The organism is Sphingopyxis sp. FD7 (assembly GCF_003609835.1).
Taxonomy (GTDB): Bacteria; Pseudomonadota; Alphaproteobacteria; order Sphingomonadales; family Sphingomonadaceae; genus Sphingopyxis.
Genome location: NZ_AP017899.1, coordinates 204,059 through 221,064 on the forward strand (window position 1 = coordinate 204,059; position 17,006 = coordinate 221,064).

Sequence of the window (17,006 nt, forward strand, 5' to 3'; positions counted from 1 at the left end):
ACCGGCCCCCACCGAGTGGTCCGGGCGGATTGTTAGTGCATTGACGCCTCCATCGCCAGTGTTGGCCGTAGGTGGAGCGAAGCGGAACCGGAGGGCGACACTGGCGATGGAACGGCCTCCGGCGCCGGTGGTCGATATCCGAGCGAGCTGTGCGGCCGGATGGTGTTGTAATGTCGCCGCCAGGCTTCGATCAGGATCTGGGCCTCAGCGAGCGAGTAGAAGATCTCGCCGTTGAGCAATTCATCGCGCAGCGATCCGTTGAAGCTTTCGCAATAGCCATTCTCCCACGGTGATCCGGGCGTGATATAGAGCGTCTTCACGCCGATCTGGGCGAGCCATTGCTGCACCGCCGTCGCGATAAACTCCGGGCCATTGTCCGACCTTATATGCGCCGGCGGGCCGCGCGTGACGAACAGTTCGGCCAGCGCTGCGAGCACGTCATCGCTCCTGAGCTTGCGCGCTACCGGCAACGCCAGGCACTCCCGGCTCGCCTCGTCGATGATCGACAGGATCCGGTATTTGCGACCGTCATGGGTGCGGCCCTCGACGAAGTCGTATGACCAGACATGGCCGGGATATTCCGGCCGGAGCCGGATACACGATCCATCGTTCAGCCAGAGCCGCCCGCGCTTCGGCTGCCGCTGCGGCACCTTCAGTCCCTCGCGGCGCCAGATGCGCTCGACCCGCTTGCGGTTCACATGCCAGCCCGCATCGCGCAGCAACGCCGTCACCCGGCGATAGCCATAACGACCATATTGCCGGGCCAGCGCGATGATGTCCTCGGTCAGAGCTGCTTCGTCATCCGCCCCGCGTGGCGCCTTGCGCTGTGTCGACCGGTGTTGCCCGAGCACGCGGCATAGTCGCCGCTCGGACACCGGCATCATCCTTCTGATGTGGCCTCAGTGCATTATTGGGACACAGATTCACGGTAGACCGCTGACCGGCAGCTAGCGACAACCAAGCCGGCGTTCAATGTTGCAAACCGATCTCCCGATACCGGTCATTCGTTCATCGGTGACTGAGCTCCGGGAAGTCGACGAGACAAGATATTGGTTGATCTTAAAGCTGTTGCGTAGCAGCCTGTTTTAGAGACAGCAGATTCACTGCTGCGCGGGAGAGGTCAGAGCATATCATGCTGCCATTGGTCGTGGCATTGCTATACTCCTTTGCGCTATTCGCCTTCGCATCCTGGGCGGATCGGGCGGGATCAAAGCCGTTCATGCGGCGGTTACGCCCTTCAACGTACGCGTTGGCCATTGCCGTCTATTGCACCAGCTGGACCTACTATGGTGCCGTCGGCAGTGCGGTTGCCGATGGGTGGTCTTATCTGCCCATCTATTTGGGACCAATACTGGTCTTTCTTTTCGCGCATGGCTTCTTGAGGCGGCTCGTGGATGCCTTTAAGGCAGATGGCGCAAACTCATTGTCGGATTTCATTGGTGGTCGGTTCGGCAGCAGCCGGGGTGTTGCAACATTGGTTACAACATTGGCGTTATTGGGTAGCATCCCATATATCGCGCTTCAGCTGCGTTCGTTGAGCACTACCTTTGGCCTGATATCCGGGATCGAAACACCGGCTGTCACCATCGCATTTGCTGCTTTCGGCCTCGCCGTTTTTGCCATCGCCTACGGAACGCGGCGCTATGATCCCGCAAGCCGGAACGACGCCGTGTTGTTCGCTGTCGGGTTCGAATCTTTGCTGAAACTGGGAGCGCTGCTGATCGCCGGCGCGCTGGCCATCTTCTTGGTGATTGGGCTCGATGGGAAAGTTGCCACAGCCGGAATGTCCAAGCTTGCCTCCAACTTCGCGCCGTCTGCCATAAACACGGATTTCTTCATCATCACCTTGCTGTCGATGACCGCCATATTCTGCCTTCCGCGACAATTTTATGTGACGGTGGTCGAGGCGGAATCGGGCGATGATGTGACCCGGGCTCGCTGGCCTTTCCTCCTCTACATGCTGCTGACCTTGCTGGTCGTCTTGCCGATTTCAGCAGCAGGACTTGCCTTGCTTCCTGATCAGAGCCGACCCGATCTGTTTGTCTTGCAACTGCCGTTGTCGCAAGGGCAGGAACTGATCGCGCTGGCCGTGTTCCTGGGTGGGTTCTCGGCCGCTACCGCCATGGTAGTGGTGGAAACAATCGCCTTGGCAACGATGGTTTCCAATGACCTGATCGCTCCTGCACTGCTCCGCAATCCGAAGTTCGCCACTAAGGACGATCTGAGTGGGTTGCTACCCAGCGCGCGGCGCGCAACGATATTTGCGATCATGGGGGCGGCACTCATCTGGGCGCTTGCCATCCCTGTAAACCAGCAGCTCGCATCAATTGGCCTTGTCGCCTTTGCGGCCATGGCACAGTTTGCGCCGATCCTGATCCTAGCCGTTTATGGCGGGAACCGGGACGCGACGGCAGCCAAGGCCGGGATGAGCGTTGGGCTTGTGTTTTGGGCCTACACGCTGGCTCTACCGCAAGTTCTGCCGCCATCCGTCCTCGACGGGCTGGCGGGAACCCTTTTTGATCCAACGGCATTGTTCGGAATCGATGGCCTCAGCCCGATCAGCCATGGGACATTGTGGAGCCTAGGTGCCAACCTCGCAGCACTTGCGATTGTCACCATGCGGCGGGTTCGAACGGCCGCGATCCCGGCGTTGTTGCGCGATGCAACGCCCGCAACAGGTTCCATTGCGACGGTTGGGGAGTTGAAAGGCGTTGTCGCCAGGTTCGTAGGCAGAGAGGTTGCCGAGGGCCATTTTGGGGCGCTCCATCCGGAGCAGCCCATAAACCGTTCGGCAACGCGCAATGCCGAACGCTTGATTGCCAGCATCGTAGGACTGCCGTCTGCAAGGGCTTTTCTGGGTTCGGCCTTGCATGGATCGAACCTGACCCATCATGAAGTGACCCGGCTATTGGAAGACACCGGGCAAAGTCTGCGCTTTTCCAAAGGCCTACTCGCGGCAACGCTTGAGAATATCGATCCCGGCGTCAGCGTGGTCGACCGCGAACTGAATCTCGTCGCTTGGAACAGCCGTTACCTCGAAATGTTCGACTATCCGGCTGCTATGGTCCGCGTTGGCGCTCCGATTGCGGATATGATCCGCTATAATGCGGAGCGTGGCGAATGCGGTCCCGGTGAAGTCGATGAGCATGTCGAAAAGCGGCTTGGCCATATGCGACGGGGTCAGCCGCACAGTTTCCAACGCGTCCGCCCCGATGGGCGTGTTTTCAAGACGGTTGGCGGGCCGATGCCCAGCGGCGGTTATGTCATGTGCTTCACCGATGTAACTGCTGAGGCCAAGGCCCTGGCGGAGGTTGAAAAGGCCCGTGCGATGCTGGAAACACGGGTGAAGGAGCGCACTGGTGAGCTTCACGCAGCCAATCTGGCGCTGGCTGATGCCGATGCCGAAAAGACGCGCTTTCTGGCTGCAGCCAGCCATGACCTGTTGCAGCCGCTCCACGCGGCGCGGCTTTTTTCGGCGGCCTTGAAGCGGGAAAGTGATGCCGCACAACAAGGGCTACTGGGTAAGCTTGACCGTTCGATAGACTCTGCGGAGGCGCTATTGCGATCCTTGCTCGACATTTCGAAACTGGATGCAGGCGGCGTAATGCCTGAAAAGCAAGTCTTCCGCCTGCGGCCCTTGCTGGTCGAGATGGTTGAGACAATGACTCCATTGGCGCGCGAAAAAGGCATCGACATTCGCATAGGTCCCGGCGACGCGACGGTTGAGACCGATCCCGGCCTGCTCCGTTCGATCGTCCAAAACTTTCTGGCCAACGCGGTGCGCTATACGGACAGGGGGGGCATATTGGTTGGGATCAGACGGCGCGGTTCCAATGCCAGGATCGACGTGATTGATACAGGGCCCGGTATCCCAGAAGAAAAGCAGACTATCATTTTTCGCGAGTTTGAAAGGCTTCCCAATGCAGGCGATGGCGGCGTTGGTCTGGGCCTTGCGATCGTGGAGCGAACAGCGCGTTTGCTCGATGCCCGCATATCGCTTCGTTCGCGCAGCGGGAAGGGAAGCCGCTTCAGCGTCTCGCTTCCGGTGTCTTTGCTGGCAGTGGCGAATGTAAGTGTAGAAGTGCCGCGTTCCGCATCGCCGACGGGGCCGCTTTCAATCCTGATTGTCGACGATGACGGAACCAACATTGAAGCACTGCGAAGCTATTTGGAACCGCTGGGGCATCAGACCAATTCTGCACAGGACGGCGAAGCAGCGGCGGCGGGAGCCGGCACCTATGACATTGCCCTGATCGACTTCAACCTTGGCTCCGGGATGGATGGGCTGGAACTGGCCCGGCTGTTGACTGAGCAGAACCGCGTCGGCCGGATCGCGTTGATCACGGCGGCTCGGTCGCAGGACTATCAGGCCAGCGCCCAAGCCATGGGCATCACTGTCTTCACAAAGCCTGTGTCCATGCCGCAGCTCGATAGCTGGCTGACACAAACTCCCGAGACGCTTGCCGCCGAGTAAGGCTCAATGCGCCAGTTCGATACCCAGCGCTTTCGCCGCCAGCACAGCCTGGGTCCGGTTCTGGACGTCAAGTTTCTTAAAAATTGCTGTCATATGCGCCTTCACAGTCGCTTCGCTGACCCCCAGATCATAGGCAATCTGCTTGTTGAGGCGGCCCCGCATGACACCCAACAGTACTTTCAGCTGGGTGGGCGTGAGCGACGCTATTTGTGCAGCCACAGGATCAATGGCGGCATCAACCGGGGCCGCAATTGTCTTTCCAGCCAGCGCGTCGGCAATGGCCTGTTCAATTACGGACAGGTCGGCATCCTTGCTGATAAAACCGACAGCGCCAAAACGCACTGCTTCAAGACTAGCCTGCGCTGCGCCAGCGCTGGAAACCACCAAGATCGGAACTTGCGGTTTTTCAGCATGGAGCAGGGCAACGCCCGAAAAGCCCTCTGCACCCGGCATTTTCAGATCAAGCAGGATGAGGATCAGGTCGTCAGCCGCTACGGCCTCGTTCAACGCCGACGGCAGATTGGCGCACTCAACCTGGCGGGCATCTGGCCGCACTTGCGCTGCCGCCATCGCCAGCGCCTGCCGGAACAGCGGATGATCGTCAGCGATGAGGATCGTTCCGGTCATGCCGCCAATGAACGATTTCCGACGAGACTGTCAACGACCGACGGATCGGCCAGCGTCGAGGTGTCGCCTAGATTGGACACATCACCCTCGGCAATCTTGCGCAGGATGCGGCGCATGATCTTGCCTGACCGGGTCTTTGGCAGGCCCGGCGCGAAATGGATGACGTCCGGTGTCGCGATGGGGCCGATTTCATGGCGAACCCATTTGATTAGCTCAGCGCGAACCTCTGCGGTCTCCTCTTCATTGGCGTTCAGCGTGACATAGGCATAAATGCCCTGCCCCTTGATATCGTGCGGATAGCCGACAACCGCGGCCTCGGCGACCTTGGCATGGGCGACAAGTGCGCTTTCAACCTCGGCGGTTCCCATGCGGTGGCCGGACACATTTATCACATCATCGACGCGACCGGTGATCCAATAATAGCCATCTTCGTCACGCTTGCAGCCATCGCCGGTAAAATATTTGCCAGGATAGGTCGTGAAATAGGTTTGGAAGAAACGTTCATGATCGCCCCAGACGGTGCGCATCTGTCCGGGCCAGCTATCGGTAATGCAGAGATTCCCTTCACATGCTCCTTCCAGTGGCTTGCCGTCGCTGTCCACGATCTGCGGTTTAACGCCAAACATTGGGAAGCTCGCAGCCCCGGGTTTCAGGACATGAGCGCCGGGTAAGGGCGTCATCATGCAGGCTCCGGTTTCGGTTTGCCACCAGGTATCGACAATGGGGCAGCGCTCTTCGCCGACAACGCGGTAATACCATTCCCATGCCTCCGGGTTGATCGGTTCACCGACACTACCAAGAAGCTGCAGCGAAGCACGGCTGGTTTTTTTGACCCATTCATCACCCTCGCGCATCAGCGCGCGCAATGCGGTGGGTGCGCCATAGAAGATGTTGACCTGATGCCGGTCCACTATTTCCCAGAAACGGCTATGCGTCGGATAGTTGGGAACGCCTTCAAACATCACTGTCGTCGCGCCATTGGCAAGCGGCCCATAAACGACATAGCTATGGCCCGTGACCCAGCCAATGTCGGCCGCACACCAGTAGATCTGTCCCGGCTTATAGTTAAACACATAATGATGCGTCATCGTCGCCCAGACCAGATAGCCGCCCGTTGTATGCAACACGCCCTTCGGTTTTCCGGTTGACCCCGATGTGTAGAGAATGAAAAGCGGATCCTCCGCATTCATAGGTTCTGGCGGGCAGTCGTTGGTCACGCTTTCACGGGCTTCGTCATACCAGACATCACGGTCCCGTTTCATGTCGATATCATTGCCGACATGACGCACGACGAGCACTTTCTGCACCGAGGTGGAGAGGGAAAGGGCTTCATCGACATTGGCCTTCAGCGGCACCAGTTTTCCCCCGCGCATGCCGGCATCGGTAGTGATCACGATCGACGAATCGCAATCCTGAATGCGTCCGCCAAGGGCGTCGGGCGAAAAGCCGCCGAACACGATCGAATGGATCGCGCCGATCCGCGTGCAGGCGAGCATCGCCATTGCCGCTTCGGGGATCATCGGCATATAGATGGTGATGCGGTCGCCCTTTCTTGCGCCAAGCCCTTTCAGGACATTGGCAAAGCGGCACACCTCTGCATGAAGATCACCATAAGTGATGCGTCGCTGCTGTGAGGGGTCATCCCCTTCCCAGATGAGCGCGACATCATCCTTGCGGTGTGGCAAATGCCGATCAAGGCAATTGGCGGAAACATTCAGCACTCCATCTTCAAACCATTTGATGCCAAAATCCGCCTCGTTAAAGCTGGTGCTCTTCACTTTGGTAAAGGGCTTCATCCAGTCGATCCGACTTGCCTCACCGCGCCAAAAGGCATCGGGATCGTTGATTGATGCGTTGTAGGCGTCCGCATAGCCTTGCTCGTTGATATAGGCCTTGGCGGCCCATTCGGCTGGGACGGGATATTTGTCCGACATAGCGCCTCTCCTATTTGCCGGCAGTTTTTGCCTTGCTGCACAATTTAGCAAGTATCGAGCCGCTCTGCATCCTAGACCAAAGTCGAACGCCTATTCGACCAAGGTCTAACTATCCGCAGCCGAAAAAATGTCTGAGCATGCAATCCTCCGAAAAAGGGACCGGTCGAACCGGCGTTGAGAGGGTGTTGTGAGGAAAAATTCTATCAGGAATATGCTATTGGCAGGCGCCGCAGTTGCGGCTTTTCTGCCGGGTGTCGCAATGGCGGACACTGCCAAAGAAAAAGAGCTTGAAGCGCGTATAGAGGCGCTGGAGCGCGCATTTGGAACCATTCAAGGCGAGTTGACCGCGACCAAAGCGGAGAATGCGATGCTGCGCGAGGCGACGGCACGAGCAGAAGCCAAGGCAACTGAAGTAGCGGTCGCACAGGCCAAGCCGGCCCCCGCACCAGCCGCGGTGGACGGCTTCACTGCAGGGAGTGGCGCAACCCGCGTAAAGATTGGGGGCTTTATCAAGACCGTCGCGACTTTTAGCAAATGGAACGATGGCGATGTCGCTGCCAATACCTTTGGCAGGGATTTCTACCTGCCGCAGGCCATTCCCATAGGCGGAGTGGGCGAATCGACCGACAGTGACTTCTCGGCGAAACAGACCCGGCTTTGGCTCAATCTGGAAACCAAGGTCGGTGACCATACACTCAAGGGTTATATCGAAACCGACTTCCAGACCGCGCCTGGCACGCAAGGCTCAGAGCGGACAACCAATGGTTATAATCTGGCATTGCGTCGGGCCTATGTGCAGTTCGACAAGCTGACTGTTGGCCAGGATTGGAGCACTTTCCAATATGTAGCCGCGCTACCCGAATCGACCGATTTTGTTGGGCCCACCGAGGGCACGGTCTTCGTTCGCCAGCCACTGGTCCGTTACTCCATCCCGGCAGGCAAAGGATTTACCCTCCATGTCTCGGCGGAAAATCCGGAGAGTGCGACGGCAACTTTGGGGTCACCTACGTTGATCGAAAATGACGATGATTCGATCCCCGATTTCGCAGCGCGGCTTCATTATGCAGGCAGCTTTGGCGAATTGTCGTTCGCAGGATTGGCTCGCCAGCTGTCGGTCGACAATGGCGCGGTCAGCGATGAGGCGATGGGTTATGGCGCTAGTGTCGGCGGCAAGATTTTCCTCGACAAGGACAAGCGCTTTGATGTCCGTTTCATGGGAACCTATGGTCGCGGAATTGGCCGCTATGTCGGCCTGAACTTCGCGCCTGATGCGGTATTCGTACCGGGCAGCAATAAGCTCCGCAATGTGGATGTGTTTTCGGTTTTGGGCGCAGTCCGGCTGGGCTGGACACCCAAACTGCGTTCCACCTTGATGGCGGGCTACCAGGATGTGCGTTACGCGGACTCGATCCCAGTTGCATCGCTACTTGCCTACAACAACAAGGCATGGAGCCTTGCGGGAAATCTGTTCTGGTCGCCGGTTGCTGGCCTCGATCTGGGGGTCGAATATCGCCACGGCGAACGCGAACTGGTCAGTGGTGCCACGGGGCAACTCGACCGCGTCGAATTTGCAGCAAAATATAGTTTCTGATTTAACTGAGAGAGAGTGGGAGAAAAGCAATGGCTACATTAGCTGAAGACGCAATCCCCAAGCACCATGAGGTTACGGGCGGCGAAAAGAAAGTCATCCTTGCCTCATCGCTGGGGACAATTTTTGAATGGTATGATTTCTACCTTTACGGCCTTCTGGCTACGATAATTTCTGCTCAATTCTTTTCGGGCGTCAATGAAACCACGGGCTTCATATTTGCGCTGGGCGCTTTTGCAGCAGGCTTTGCAGTGCGGCCCTTCGGCGCACTATTCTTTGGCCGGCTGGGCGACGTTGTCGGCCGCAAATATACCTTCCTCGTCACCATGGGCCTAATGGGCTTTGCGACGTTCACTGTTGGCGTATTGCCTAATTATGCCAGTATCGGTGTTGCCGCACCCATCATCTTGGTGGTTTTGCGGTTGCTGCAAGGCCTTGCGTTAGGCGGTGAATATGGCGGAGCTGCAACCTATGTGGCCGAACATGCGCCCAACAATAAGCGCGGTTTGTATACCAGCTTCATCCAGACAACGGCAACACTCGGCCTTTTTGCAGCACTTCTGGTAGTGATTGGCACTCGCACGTTGATCGGTGAAGAGGCGTTCAAGGATTGGGGCTGGCGTGTGCCGTTCCTCGTTTCAATCCTACTTCTTGGTGTATCGCTCTGGATCCGCATGCAGCTTCAGGAAAGCCCGGTTTTTCAGAAAATGAAGGACGAAGGCACCAATTCCAAGGCGCCGATTTCTGAAGCGTTCGGCAATTGGAAAAATGGGAGATTTGCGCTCATCGCGCTGCTCGGCGCTGTCGCTGGTCAGGCCGTGGTTTGGTATACTGGACAGTTCTACGCGTTGTTCTTCCTCGAAAAAATGCTGCTCGTTGATGGCGCAACCACCAACATCATGATCGCCATTGCTCTAATTATCGGCACACCGTTTTTCGTCTTTTTTGGTTGGCTGTCTGACCGGATCGGGCGCAAGCCGATCATCTTGACTGGCTGCGCGCTCGCGGCGTTGACTTACTTCCCGGCGTTCCATGCCTTGTCCAATGCGGCCAACCCCGCCTTGACCCAAGCGAGCATCAGCGCTCCCGTAACGGTAACAGTCAATAACGGTGATTGCTCGGTTCAATTCGACCCAATCGGCAAGAACAAGTTTGACAGCAAAAGCTGCGACATTGCCAAGTCGTTTCTGGCAAAGAACGCAATCAACTATAGTGTTGTCGAGGCACCCGCCGGGACCGTGGCATCGGTGAAAATTGGCGAAGTAGTCGTTACTGTTCCCGATCCAGCAAAGGTAACGGGTGATGACAAAGCTGCTGCGATCAAGGCCTTTGGCGGCTCCGTCATTGGTGCACTGCAAACCGCAGGCTATCCAGTAAAAGACAACCCTGCGGCAGCGAGGGACCCCAAGGCAGCCAAGAAGATCCTCTTTGCTGATCCGACACAGATCAACAAGCCGGTTGTGATTGCCATCCTTACCTATTTGGTGCTGCTGGTGACGATGGTCTATGGACCGATTGCCGCGATGCTGGTGGAAATGTTTCCGACCCGCATCCGTTACACGGCCATGTCCTTGCCCTATCACATCGGCAATGGCTGGTTTGGTGGCTTTCTCCCCACGACGGCCTTCGCGATGGTGGCTGCCACCGGGGATATCTACTACGGCCTGTGGTACCCGATCGTGGTTGCCGGGTTGACGGTCGTCGTAGGGCTGCTGTTTTTGCCGGAAACATTCAAAAAGAACATCGACGATTAAACAAGCTCTCCCCAAAAGGAGCACTGACTGGGGCGGCCAATTGGCCGCCCTTTTCTGTTCAATTGGGCTTGGGTTGCCTTTCGAACGGAAAATGAACGAACGGCTGCTCACCGCCATTTCCCCTTCAAAACTGCCTTTCCGGATTCCCCAACAAAGCGGTCGTCCCCGGACTTTTAACAACGTCGAAACATCGACAGGCATCGGAGATCGCAGCGTAAGATGCTCCGTTTCGAAAATCGCATCAGCGGCAGGCATCAACGGTGCACCAGTCGACGCGCCGTTCATCAAACACTTCAGCTTGAGGGGCCGGAAACGCGGCGTCGGCAAACAACCCCGCCGGAACCGACAGCATGCCGGGTCGCATCTCGACTTCGTAAAACATGACGGCGCCGCAATGGGTGCAGAAGAAATAGTGGTTTGTGCGCTCGGTGTCGGTTGCCCGTGAGAAATTAGCAAAGCTGCCCTCGCTGACCACATTTTCGCTTTTGTAGGTGGCGTTCCATGAAAAGGCGCTGCCGGTGCGTCGCTTGCAGCTCAGGCAATGGCAAACTGACACACGCTCAGGTGACCCAGCGCACCGCACCTTGCATCGCCCACAATTGCAAACCGCTTCGGACTGCATCGGTCTAAGCCCCCTTCTGGTTCATCAATGGCCGAACCATGTGCACCGCGATTGTGCCAAGGTCGTGGATTGTCTCTTTCTCGAACACATAGCCAAGACGTTCATAAAGCGCGATATTCGAACTCATCAATTTGTTGGTGTAAAGTCGCGTGCCGCGCAACCTGGCATTCTGGGCGATATGTTCCGCATGACGCATCAATAGAGCGCCATGTCCTTCTCCCTGACGATCGGGGGATACCGCGACATTGACGATCATTAGCTCGTCGCCCTGTTGCGTGGTCTCTACGAGGCCAATAATCTGTCCTTGATCGACCAGCAGGTCGAAACGGTGGTCGAAAAACGCCTGATTATAGTCGGCAGTGATCGGTCGAGGAGGCCGCGGCGTGATGTCCAGCCACTTTGTGTAGGCTCGGATGGTGAGCGCCTGAATATCCGGCACATCCTCCAACACCGCTCTGCGCAAGACCGGCCTAGGCATTGCGCACCGCAGCGACGATGCGCGAGACAGTGGGTTGGCTGACACCGAATATGCGTGCCATTTCGGCTGCCGTTTTGCGGCCCGACAAGACGCTCTCGGCGATTTCGGATCGCTGCTTTGTATTCAACTTCGGTCGTCGGCCGCCAATGCGGCCTTCTGCCCGAGCCTGGTCAAGCCCAGCACGGGTTCGCTCACGGATCATCGCTCGTTCGAATTCGGCAAAGCTGCCAACCATCTGCATCATCATCCGGCCTGCTGGAGTGGTGGTATCTATGCTCTCGGTCAGGGAACGGAAGCCCGCATTGCTTGCTTCGATGCGATCAAGGGCTCTGTTGCAAACTCTGACACGGTTTCCAAGATTGGGCTCATGTACTGTCAAGGTCAGTTGCGATGAACGATTTCAAAGGACGGCATTTTACCGGCGAGGTCATCCTATGGGCGGTGCGCTGGTATTGTCGATACGGCATCAGCTACCGTGATCTCGAGGAAATGCTGTCCGAGCGTGGGATCGATGTCGATCATACGACGATCTATCGCTGGGTGCAGCGCTACGCGCCGGAGATGGAGAAGCGTCTCCGCTGGTTCTGGCGGCGCGGCTTTGATCCGAGCTGGCGTCTGGATGAGACCTACGTAAAGGTGCGGGGCAAATGGACCTACCTGTACCGGGCGGTCGACAAACGGGGCGACACGATTGATTTCTATCTGTCATCGACACGCAGCGCCAAAGCGGCGAAGCGCTTTCTGGGCAAAGCTCTTCGTGGCCTGAAGGACTGGGAAAAGCCGGCCAAACTCAATACCGACAAGGCACCCAGCTACGGCGCAGCAATCGCTGAGCTGAAACGCGAAGGCAAACTGGCGGCGGAAACCGAGCACCGGCAGGTGAAATATCTGAACAACGTGCTCGAGGCCGACCACGGCAAGCTGAAGATGCTGATCAAGCCGGTACGTGGCTTCAAGTCGATGCCAACGGCCTACGCCACGATCAAGGGCTTCGAGGTCATGCGCGCCCTACGCAAAGGACAGGCCCAGGCATGGTGCCTGCAGCCAGGTATCATGGGGGAGGTGCGCCTGGTTGAAAGAGCATTCGGAATTGGACCCTCGGCCCTGACCGAAACCATGATTATGCTCAATAAGCATTTCGCCAATGCTGCCTAATCCCCCAACTGGGTGACGCCGCGCGGCCGTGCCCCATGTTTGCAACAGAGCCATCCCCGAGACGATGGCCAGCAGCACCTGCACGTAGAGGTGGCTGAGCAAGTGGCCCTTGCGTGCCTGCGCGGACGGGGTGGCCGGATGCGCCACGATATCTCTCTCCCATGTCAATTTTTTGTAAGTCTACGGTCCGGGAAGCTCGCGGCAAGCGCCACCGGCTGCCAACAAGCATCTGATCTACAACAATTATTTGTCAATCATGTATCCATTTGTGCGGAAAACCGCACAAACTGATAGCCACGTCGGATGTCGAAGCTACTCTGGGCGATGTGAGGGAAAGGATGATCGACCGGCGCCTTGTCGCTCTAGTGGCGGGATGTCTGACTTTGGGGGCGATGCTGTGGCTGGCGCAGCGCATCGCTGTCGACCGGACGATCGAGCGTGAGCGCGAGCGGTTGGGCGAGATCGCGACGCTGGCGGCGAGCAACTTCCGGCGCCAGGTGGACACGTTCGAACTCGTCGCCACCACGCTGTCCGCCGATCCGGAAGTCAGGCGCGTTCTCGAGCCGGGCGATCCGGCCGCGGCGTCCCGTCTCAACGATCGCCTCGCGACCCTGACCGGTCGGTTGGACGCCTCCGTCATCTACCTCATGAACCGTCAGGGAACGACCGTCGTCAGCAGCAACTGGCGCCAGCCGGACAGCTTCATGGGCGAAAACTACCGTTTCCGGCGCTATTTCACCCAGGCGCTCGCCGATGGCCAGTCCAGCCAGTTCGCGCTCGGCACCCGAAGCGGCATTCCCGGGCTCTTCCTGACCCGGCGGATCGACAGCCAGAGCGGCCCCGTCGGCGTGCTCGTCGTCAAGATTCGTTTCGACAATCTCGAGCGCGAATGGGCGAAGTCGATCGGCGAGGCGTTCGTGACCGATGCGGACGGCGTGATCATCGTCACCAGCCGGCCCGAAACGCGTTTCCGCACCGTCGCTTCCGTGCCCCAAAACGTGCGCCGGCAACTGCGCGACCGGCGGAGCTACGGTCAGGCGCCTCTCACCCAGCACCCGGCGTTCGCCGCCGGCGACGTGCTCGCCAGCGGACGATGGAGCGGACAGCGTCTGCTCGCCGCCGCCGCCGAGCTCGGCAGCGGACGGAAGCTAGTCGCCCTGGCCCCGATCCGCACTGCCGCGGTGGGTGCGCGCAATGTCGCCTGGCTGACCGTGCTTCTCGCCGCCGTCTTGGTGGTGGGCGGATTGATGGCGTTTCTGATCCGCCGCCGCGCGGTCACCGCGCGTGAGGAGACAATTCGCCAGCAACAGATCGGAGAACTCAGGGATCGGCTCGAACAAGCCAATCGGCTGTCCTCGCTCGGCCAGATGGCTGCCGGCGTGGGGCATGAGATCAACCAGCCACTCGCCGCGATTGGAATGCGCGCCGGAAGCGCCGCGCGGCTCGTGGCGCTGGGCCGGACGGACGAAGCCGGGTCCGCGATGAAGGAGATCGAAGGGCTGGTCGACCGGATCGGGACGATTACCGGCGAACTGCACAACTTCGCCCGCCGCTCCGAGCGCAAGCTAGGCGCGGTGTCTCTCAAAACCGTATGCGACGGCGTTTCCCTGCTGGTCGGCGACGCGGTGCGCCAGAAGAAGGCGCGGCTGGAGTTCTCGTTCGCGGAAGATGGCCTCGTGGTGCGCGCGGAAGCGACCCGTCTCGAGCAGGTCCTGGTCAATCTGGTCAAGAACGCTCTGGATGCCGGCGGGGACGGCACCCTGATCCGCTGCGACGCCATCGTTTCGGGCGCGCGCGTCCGGATCGCGGTCAGCGACAACGGTCCCGGGATCGACCCGGCCGTGCGTACGGTCCTTTTCCAGCCTTTCATGACCACCAAGGACAGTGGGCTGGGACTGGGCCTGGTCATCAGCCGCGACATCGTGGCCGAATTCGGCGGCGAGTTGACGCTGGTCGAAAGCGGCCCCGCCGGCACGACGTTCCTGATCGAGCTGGAGCGTGCGGGATGAGCACGACGTGCGATGCGGTGGCAATCGTCGATGACGACCTGCACCTGCGCCGAGCCCTGTTGCAGGCACTCGAACTTGAGGGCTTGCGCCCACTCGGCTTCGCAGGCGCCGACGAAGCTCTGGCGGCCATCGACGCGCAATTCCCTGGTATCGTCGTCACCGATCTCAGGATGCCGGGCATGGATGGCACGCAACTCTTTGCGCGCCTCGCCACGATGGACCCCGATCTGCCGGTGGTCATCATCACCGGGCACGGCGATCTGCCGACGGCGGTCGATCTCATGCGTCGCGGCGCCTACGATTTTCTCTCCAAGCCGTTTGACTCCGGCATGCTCGCGGCGACCGTGCGCCGCGCTCTGGAAAAGCGTGATCTCGTGCTGGAAAATCGCCGCCTCCGGGATGCTGCCCAGGCGGCGTTCGAGCAGGAGTTTGCTGGCGTCTCGCCAGTCTCTGTACACATTCGCAGCTCGCTTCGTTCGCTGGCCGGCACGGAGAAACCACTGCTCCTCATTGGTGAACCCGGGACGGGCAAATCGCATTGCGCCCGTCTGGTGCATCGACACTCACGGCGCGCTGCCAAGACCCTGGTGACCATCGATTGCGACGCGTTGCCCGAACAGGCGGAGGCGTTCCTTGCGGGCCATGTGAGCGGCGCCATGCCCGGCGGACATTCGCCACGCTCGGGCGCGCTTCGCCGGGCGGATCAAGGCACCGTGGTTCTCGATCGGGTCGATCGCCTGCCGCAGCGGCTCCAGCCCGTTATCGAGCGGGTCCTGGAAGACGGCGCCATCGCTCCGTTGGGCGGGGACATTCCCATTCCCATCGACTTGCGGATCATCGCGACCGCCGATCCCGGACTGCAGGCGGACGTCGATGCCGGCCGCTTCAGCCGATCGCTTTACCACCGCCTGGCTGGGGCGACGATCGAACTGCCGCCTTTGCGGACGCGGGGGGACGACATCCAGAGCTTGTTCGGCTTGTTTCTAAAGGAGGCAGTCGATTTTGCGGGTACCCCGTTTCCGGTGGTCGGACCCGATGTGGTCGCCCGTTTGCGGACCAACCCTTGGCTCGGAAATGCGCATGAGGTGAAAGCCCTGGCCGACCAAACGGTCTTGGCGGGACAGGGCGTGGGCGCCCCCGCGCAACCAGGACCTGTCGGCGGCGACAACCGCAGCTTGAAGGATGCGGTCGCGCGCTACGAAGCAGAGTATCTGCGGGAGGTTCTCGCAAAGGCGCACGGCGATATCGAGCAGGCGCGCCTGATCCTCAGTCTCCCCCGCAAGACCCTTTACGACAAGATGGCGCGGCACGGCCTGGTGCCCGGAACATTCCGAAGGCGCTAGCTCACCAGGAACCAGGCGGCGAGAGCCACGCCGCACGTAATCACGATGGGGCGGACAAGTCTGGGATCGATGCGGTTGAGGACGCGCATGCCCACCCAGGAGCCTGCGATCCCGCCGGCACCGACCGCCGCGGCCGCGCGCCAGTCCACCGCTCCCGAGCTGGCGAAGACGGTAACCGCCCCGAGGTTGAAACAGGCCACCAGGACGTTCTTCGCTCTGGCACCCTGCGAAGCCTCCAGTCCGGCAACTGATAGCAGCGCCAAGACGATGAAGCTGTTTCCACCGCCAAAATATCCGCCGTAAATCGCCGACCCTCCCATGGCTACTTGAAGGGTGCTCGGCGCCAACCGGCGCCTGGTCGAGAGGTGCGCGGCTCGCCCGCTGAACCCATATAGAGCGGTAGCGATCAGGATCAGCCAAGGAATGATTTCTCTGAAGTGATCCGACGCAGTGACCAGCAGCAAGCCGGCGCCAGCCATTCCGCCGAGCAAGGCTATGGCGATCGCCGTTGCAGGGGCGTAACCGCGGCTCCGCAGTGAAGCGAGCCCATCGCGTGCTTCCCAACCCGCGACCAACTGCCCGGGACACAACGCGACCGTCGACGTCAGGTTGGCTATTCGCGGATCGATGCCCGCCGCCACCAGGGCCGCCAGGGTCAGAACCGGACCTCCACCGGCGACCGCGTTGATCGCTGCGGCAAAGAAGCCCGATAGGACCAACCAGGTCTCCATCGGCAAAGTCCGCCCTCCCATGAAGCGCGATCAGATCGCGCTGGATGAAGTGGTGCCAGTGCCCAGGGAACAATTCAATCGATGGGCAGCGAGTTGGCCCAACTTGCGGCCGCACGACTTGGACGAATACAGGAACCGCGCCCTTGGACCGACGCAGCGAATGCACGCCGTACTCGCCTCTGCGCAAACCGATCGCGGTCACACATTCTTAGACTCACCGCACATATCGGCAGGGGCTCATATACCCCAAATGATCGGCGCCGCTTTGGCCAAATTGGCCATTGGCGACAG

At 59.5% G+C, this 17,006-nt stretch carries 11 protein-coding genes and 2 pseudogenes; 6 read left to right on the forward strand and 7 right to left on the reverse strand.

The features are described from left to right. Positions 1 to 32 precede the first annotated feature (32 nt). Positions 33 to 893, reverse strand: a pseudogene (locus tag SPYCA_RS18790) (IS3 family transposase); the annotation flags it as partial. Positions 894 to 1,249: 356 nt separating this feature from the next. Between SPYCA_RS18790 and SPYCA_RS18795 the strand changes: the two are divergent. Further along, complete coding sequence (locus tag SPYCA_RS18795; protein WP_172595176.1) at positions 1,250 to 4,474, forward strand: hybrid sensor histidine kinase/response regulator; 3,225 nt, start codon at positions 1,250 to 1,252, stop codon at positions 4,472 to 4,474. A gap of 3 nt (positions 4,475 to 4,477) precedes the next feature. Here the strand turns inward: SPYCA_RS18795 and SPYCA_RS18800 are convergent, their stop codons facing one another. Both SPYCA_RS18800 and acs read right to left on the reverse strand, forming a co-directional pair. Continuing rightward, positions 4,478 to 5,101 (reverse strand): response regulator transcription factor, encoded by a 624-nt coding sequence (locus SPYCA_RS18800; RefSeq protein ID WP_120222561.1) that lies wholly within the window; start codon positions 5,099 to 5,101, stop codon positions 4,478 to 4,480. After that, complete coding sequence (acs, locus tag SPYCA_RS18805; protein WP_120222562.1) at positions 5,098 to 7,035, reverse strand: acetate--CoA ligase; 1,938 nt, start codon at positions 7,033 to 7,035, stop codon at positions 5,098 to 5,100. Before acs ends, SPYCA_RS18800 begins: the two co-directional genes overlap by 4 nt. A 259-nt stretch (positions 7,036 to 7,294) precedes the next feature. On the opposite strand from acs, the gene SPYCA_RS18810 reads away from it, so the two are divergent. Then, positions 7,295 to 8,626, forward strand: a complete 1,332-nt coding sequence (locus SPYCA_RS18810; RefSeq protein ID WP_232003705.1) for a DcaP family trimeric outer membrane transporter — start codon at positions 7,295 to 7,297, stop codon at positions 8,624 to 8,626. 29 nt (positions 8,627 to 8,655) lie between these two features. Continuing rightward, a complete protein-coding gene (locus SPYCA_RS18815) occupies positions 8,656 to 10,377 on the forward strand; it encodes an MFS transporter (RefSeq protein ID WP_120222564.1) in 1,722 nt (573 codons plus the stop codon). A 241-nt stretch (positions 10,378 to 10,618) separates the two neighbouring features. On the opposite strand, the gene SPYCA_RS18820 is transcribed toward SPYCA_RS18815, so the two are convergent. From SPYCA_RS18820 to SPYCA_RS18830, 3 genes and pseudogenes are all read right to left on the reverse strand, one after another. Next, a complete protein-coding gene (locus SPYCA_RS18820) occupies positions 10,619 to 10,999 on the reverse strand; it encodes a GFA family protein (RefSeq protein ID WP_120222565.1) in 381 nt (126 codons plus the stop codon). A gap of 4 nt (positions 11,000 to 11,003) precedes the next feature. Then, entirely contained in the window at positions 11,004 to 11,450 is a 447-nt protein-coding gene (locus tag SPYCA_RS18825) for a GNAT family N-acetyltransferase (protein ID WP_232003707.1), read from the reverse strand. A 19-nt stretch (positions 11,451 to 11,469) separates the two neighbouring features. Then, positions 11,470 to 11,799, reverse strand: a pseudogene (locus SPYCA_RS18830) (recombinase family protein); the annotation flags it as partial. Between the two features lie 68 nt (positions 11,800 to 11,867). On the opposite strand from SPYCA_RS18830, the gene SPYCA_RS18835 reads away from it, so the two are divergent. From SPYCA_RS18835 to SPYCA_RS18845, 3 genes are all read left to right on the forward strand, one after another. Beyond that, complete coding sequence (locus SPYCA_RS18835; protein ID WP_006949122.1) at positions 11,868 to 12,632, forward strand: IS6 family transposase; 765 nt, start codon at positions 11,868 to 11,870, stop codon at positions 12,630 to 12,632. Positions 12,633 to 12,970: 338 nt separating this feature from the next. Next, positions 12,971 to 14,641, forward strand: a complete 1,671-nt coding sequence (locus tag SPYCA_RS18840; RefSeq protein WP_120222567.1) for a sensor histidine kinase — start codon at positions 12,971 to 12,973, stop codon at positions 14,639 to 14,641. Next, positions 14,638 to 15,984 carry a sigma-54-dependent transcriptional regulator gene (locus SPYCA_RS18845; protein WP_120222568.1) on the forward strand — a complete coding sequence of 449 codons (1,347 nt, stop codon included), beginning with the start codon at positions 14,638 to 14,640 and terminating at the stop codon, positions 15,982 to 15,984. The genes SPYCA_RS18840 and SPYCA_RS18845 overlap by 4 nt, the downstream gene beginning before the upstream one ends. On the opposite strand, the gene SPYCA_RS18850 is transcribed toward SPYCA_RS18845, so the two are convergent. Then, the gene (locus SPYCA_RS18850; protein ID WP_172595177.1) at positions 15,981 to 16,715 is read right to left on the reverse strand and encodes a sulfite exporter TauE/SafE family protein; all 735 of its coding nucleotides are present in this window, start codon (positions 16,713 to 16,715) and stop codon (positions 15,981 to 15,983) included. The genes SPYCA_RS18845 and SPYCA_RS18850 overlap by 4 nt on opposite strands. Positions 16,716 to 17,006 lie beyond the last annotated feature (291 nt).

Coding starts and splice junctions, on each gene's coding strand:
- SPYCA_RS18800 (WP_120222561.1), bottom strand. CDS start 5,101: ATGACCGGAACGATCCTCATCGCTGACGATCATCCGCTGTTCCGGCAG.
- acs (WP_120222562.1), bottom strand. CDS start 7,035: ATGTCGGACAAATATCCCGTCCCAGCCGAATGGGCCGCCAAGGCCTAT.
- SPYCA_RS18810 (WP_232003705.1), top strand. CDS start 7,295: ATGGCGGACACTGCCAAAGAAAAAGAGCTTGAAGCGCGTATAGAGGCG.
- SPYCA_RS18815 (WP_120222564.1), top strand. CDS start 8,656: ATGGCTACATTAGCTGAAGACGCAATCCCCAAGCACCATGAGGTTACG.
- SPYCA_RS18820 (WP_120222565.1), bottom strand. CDS start 10,999: ATGCAGTCCGAAGCGGTTTGCAATTGTGGGCGATGCAAGGTGCGGTGC.
- SPYCA_RS18835 (WP_006949122.1), top strand. CDS start 11,868: ATGAACGATTTCAAAGGACGGCATTTTACCGGCGAGGTCATCCTATGG.
- SPYCA_RS18840 (WP_120222567.1), top strand. CDS start 12,971: ATGATCGACCGGCGCCTTGTCGCTCTAGTGGCGGGATGTCTGACTTTG.
- SPYCA_RS18845 (WP_120222568.1), top strand. CDS start 14,638: ATGAGCACGACGTGCGATGCGGTGGCAATCGTCGATGACGACCTGCAC.
- SPYCA_RS18850 (WP_172595177.1), bottom strand. CDS start 16,715: ATGGAGACCTGGTTGGTCCTATCGGGCTTCTTTGCCGCAGCGATCAAC.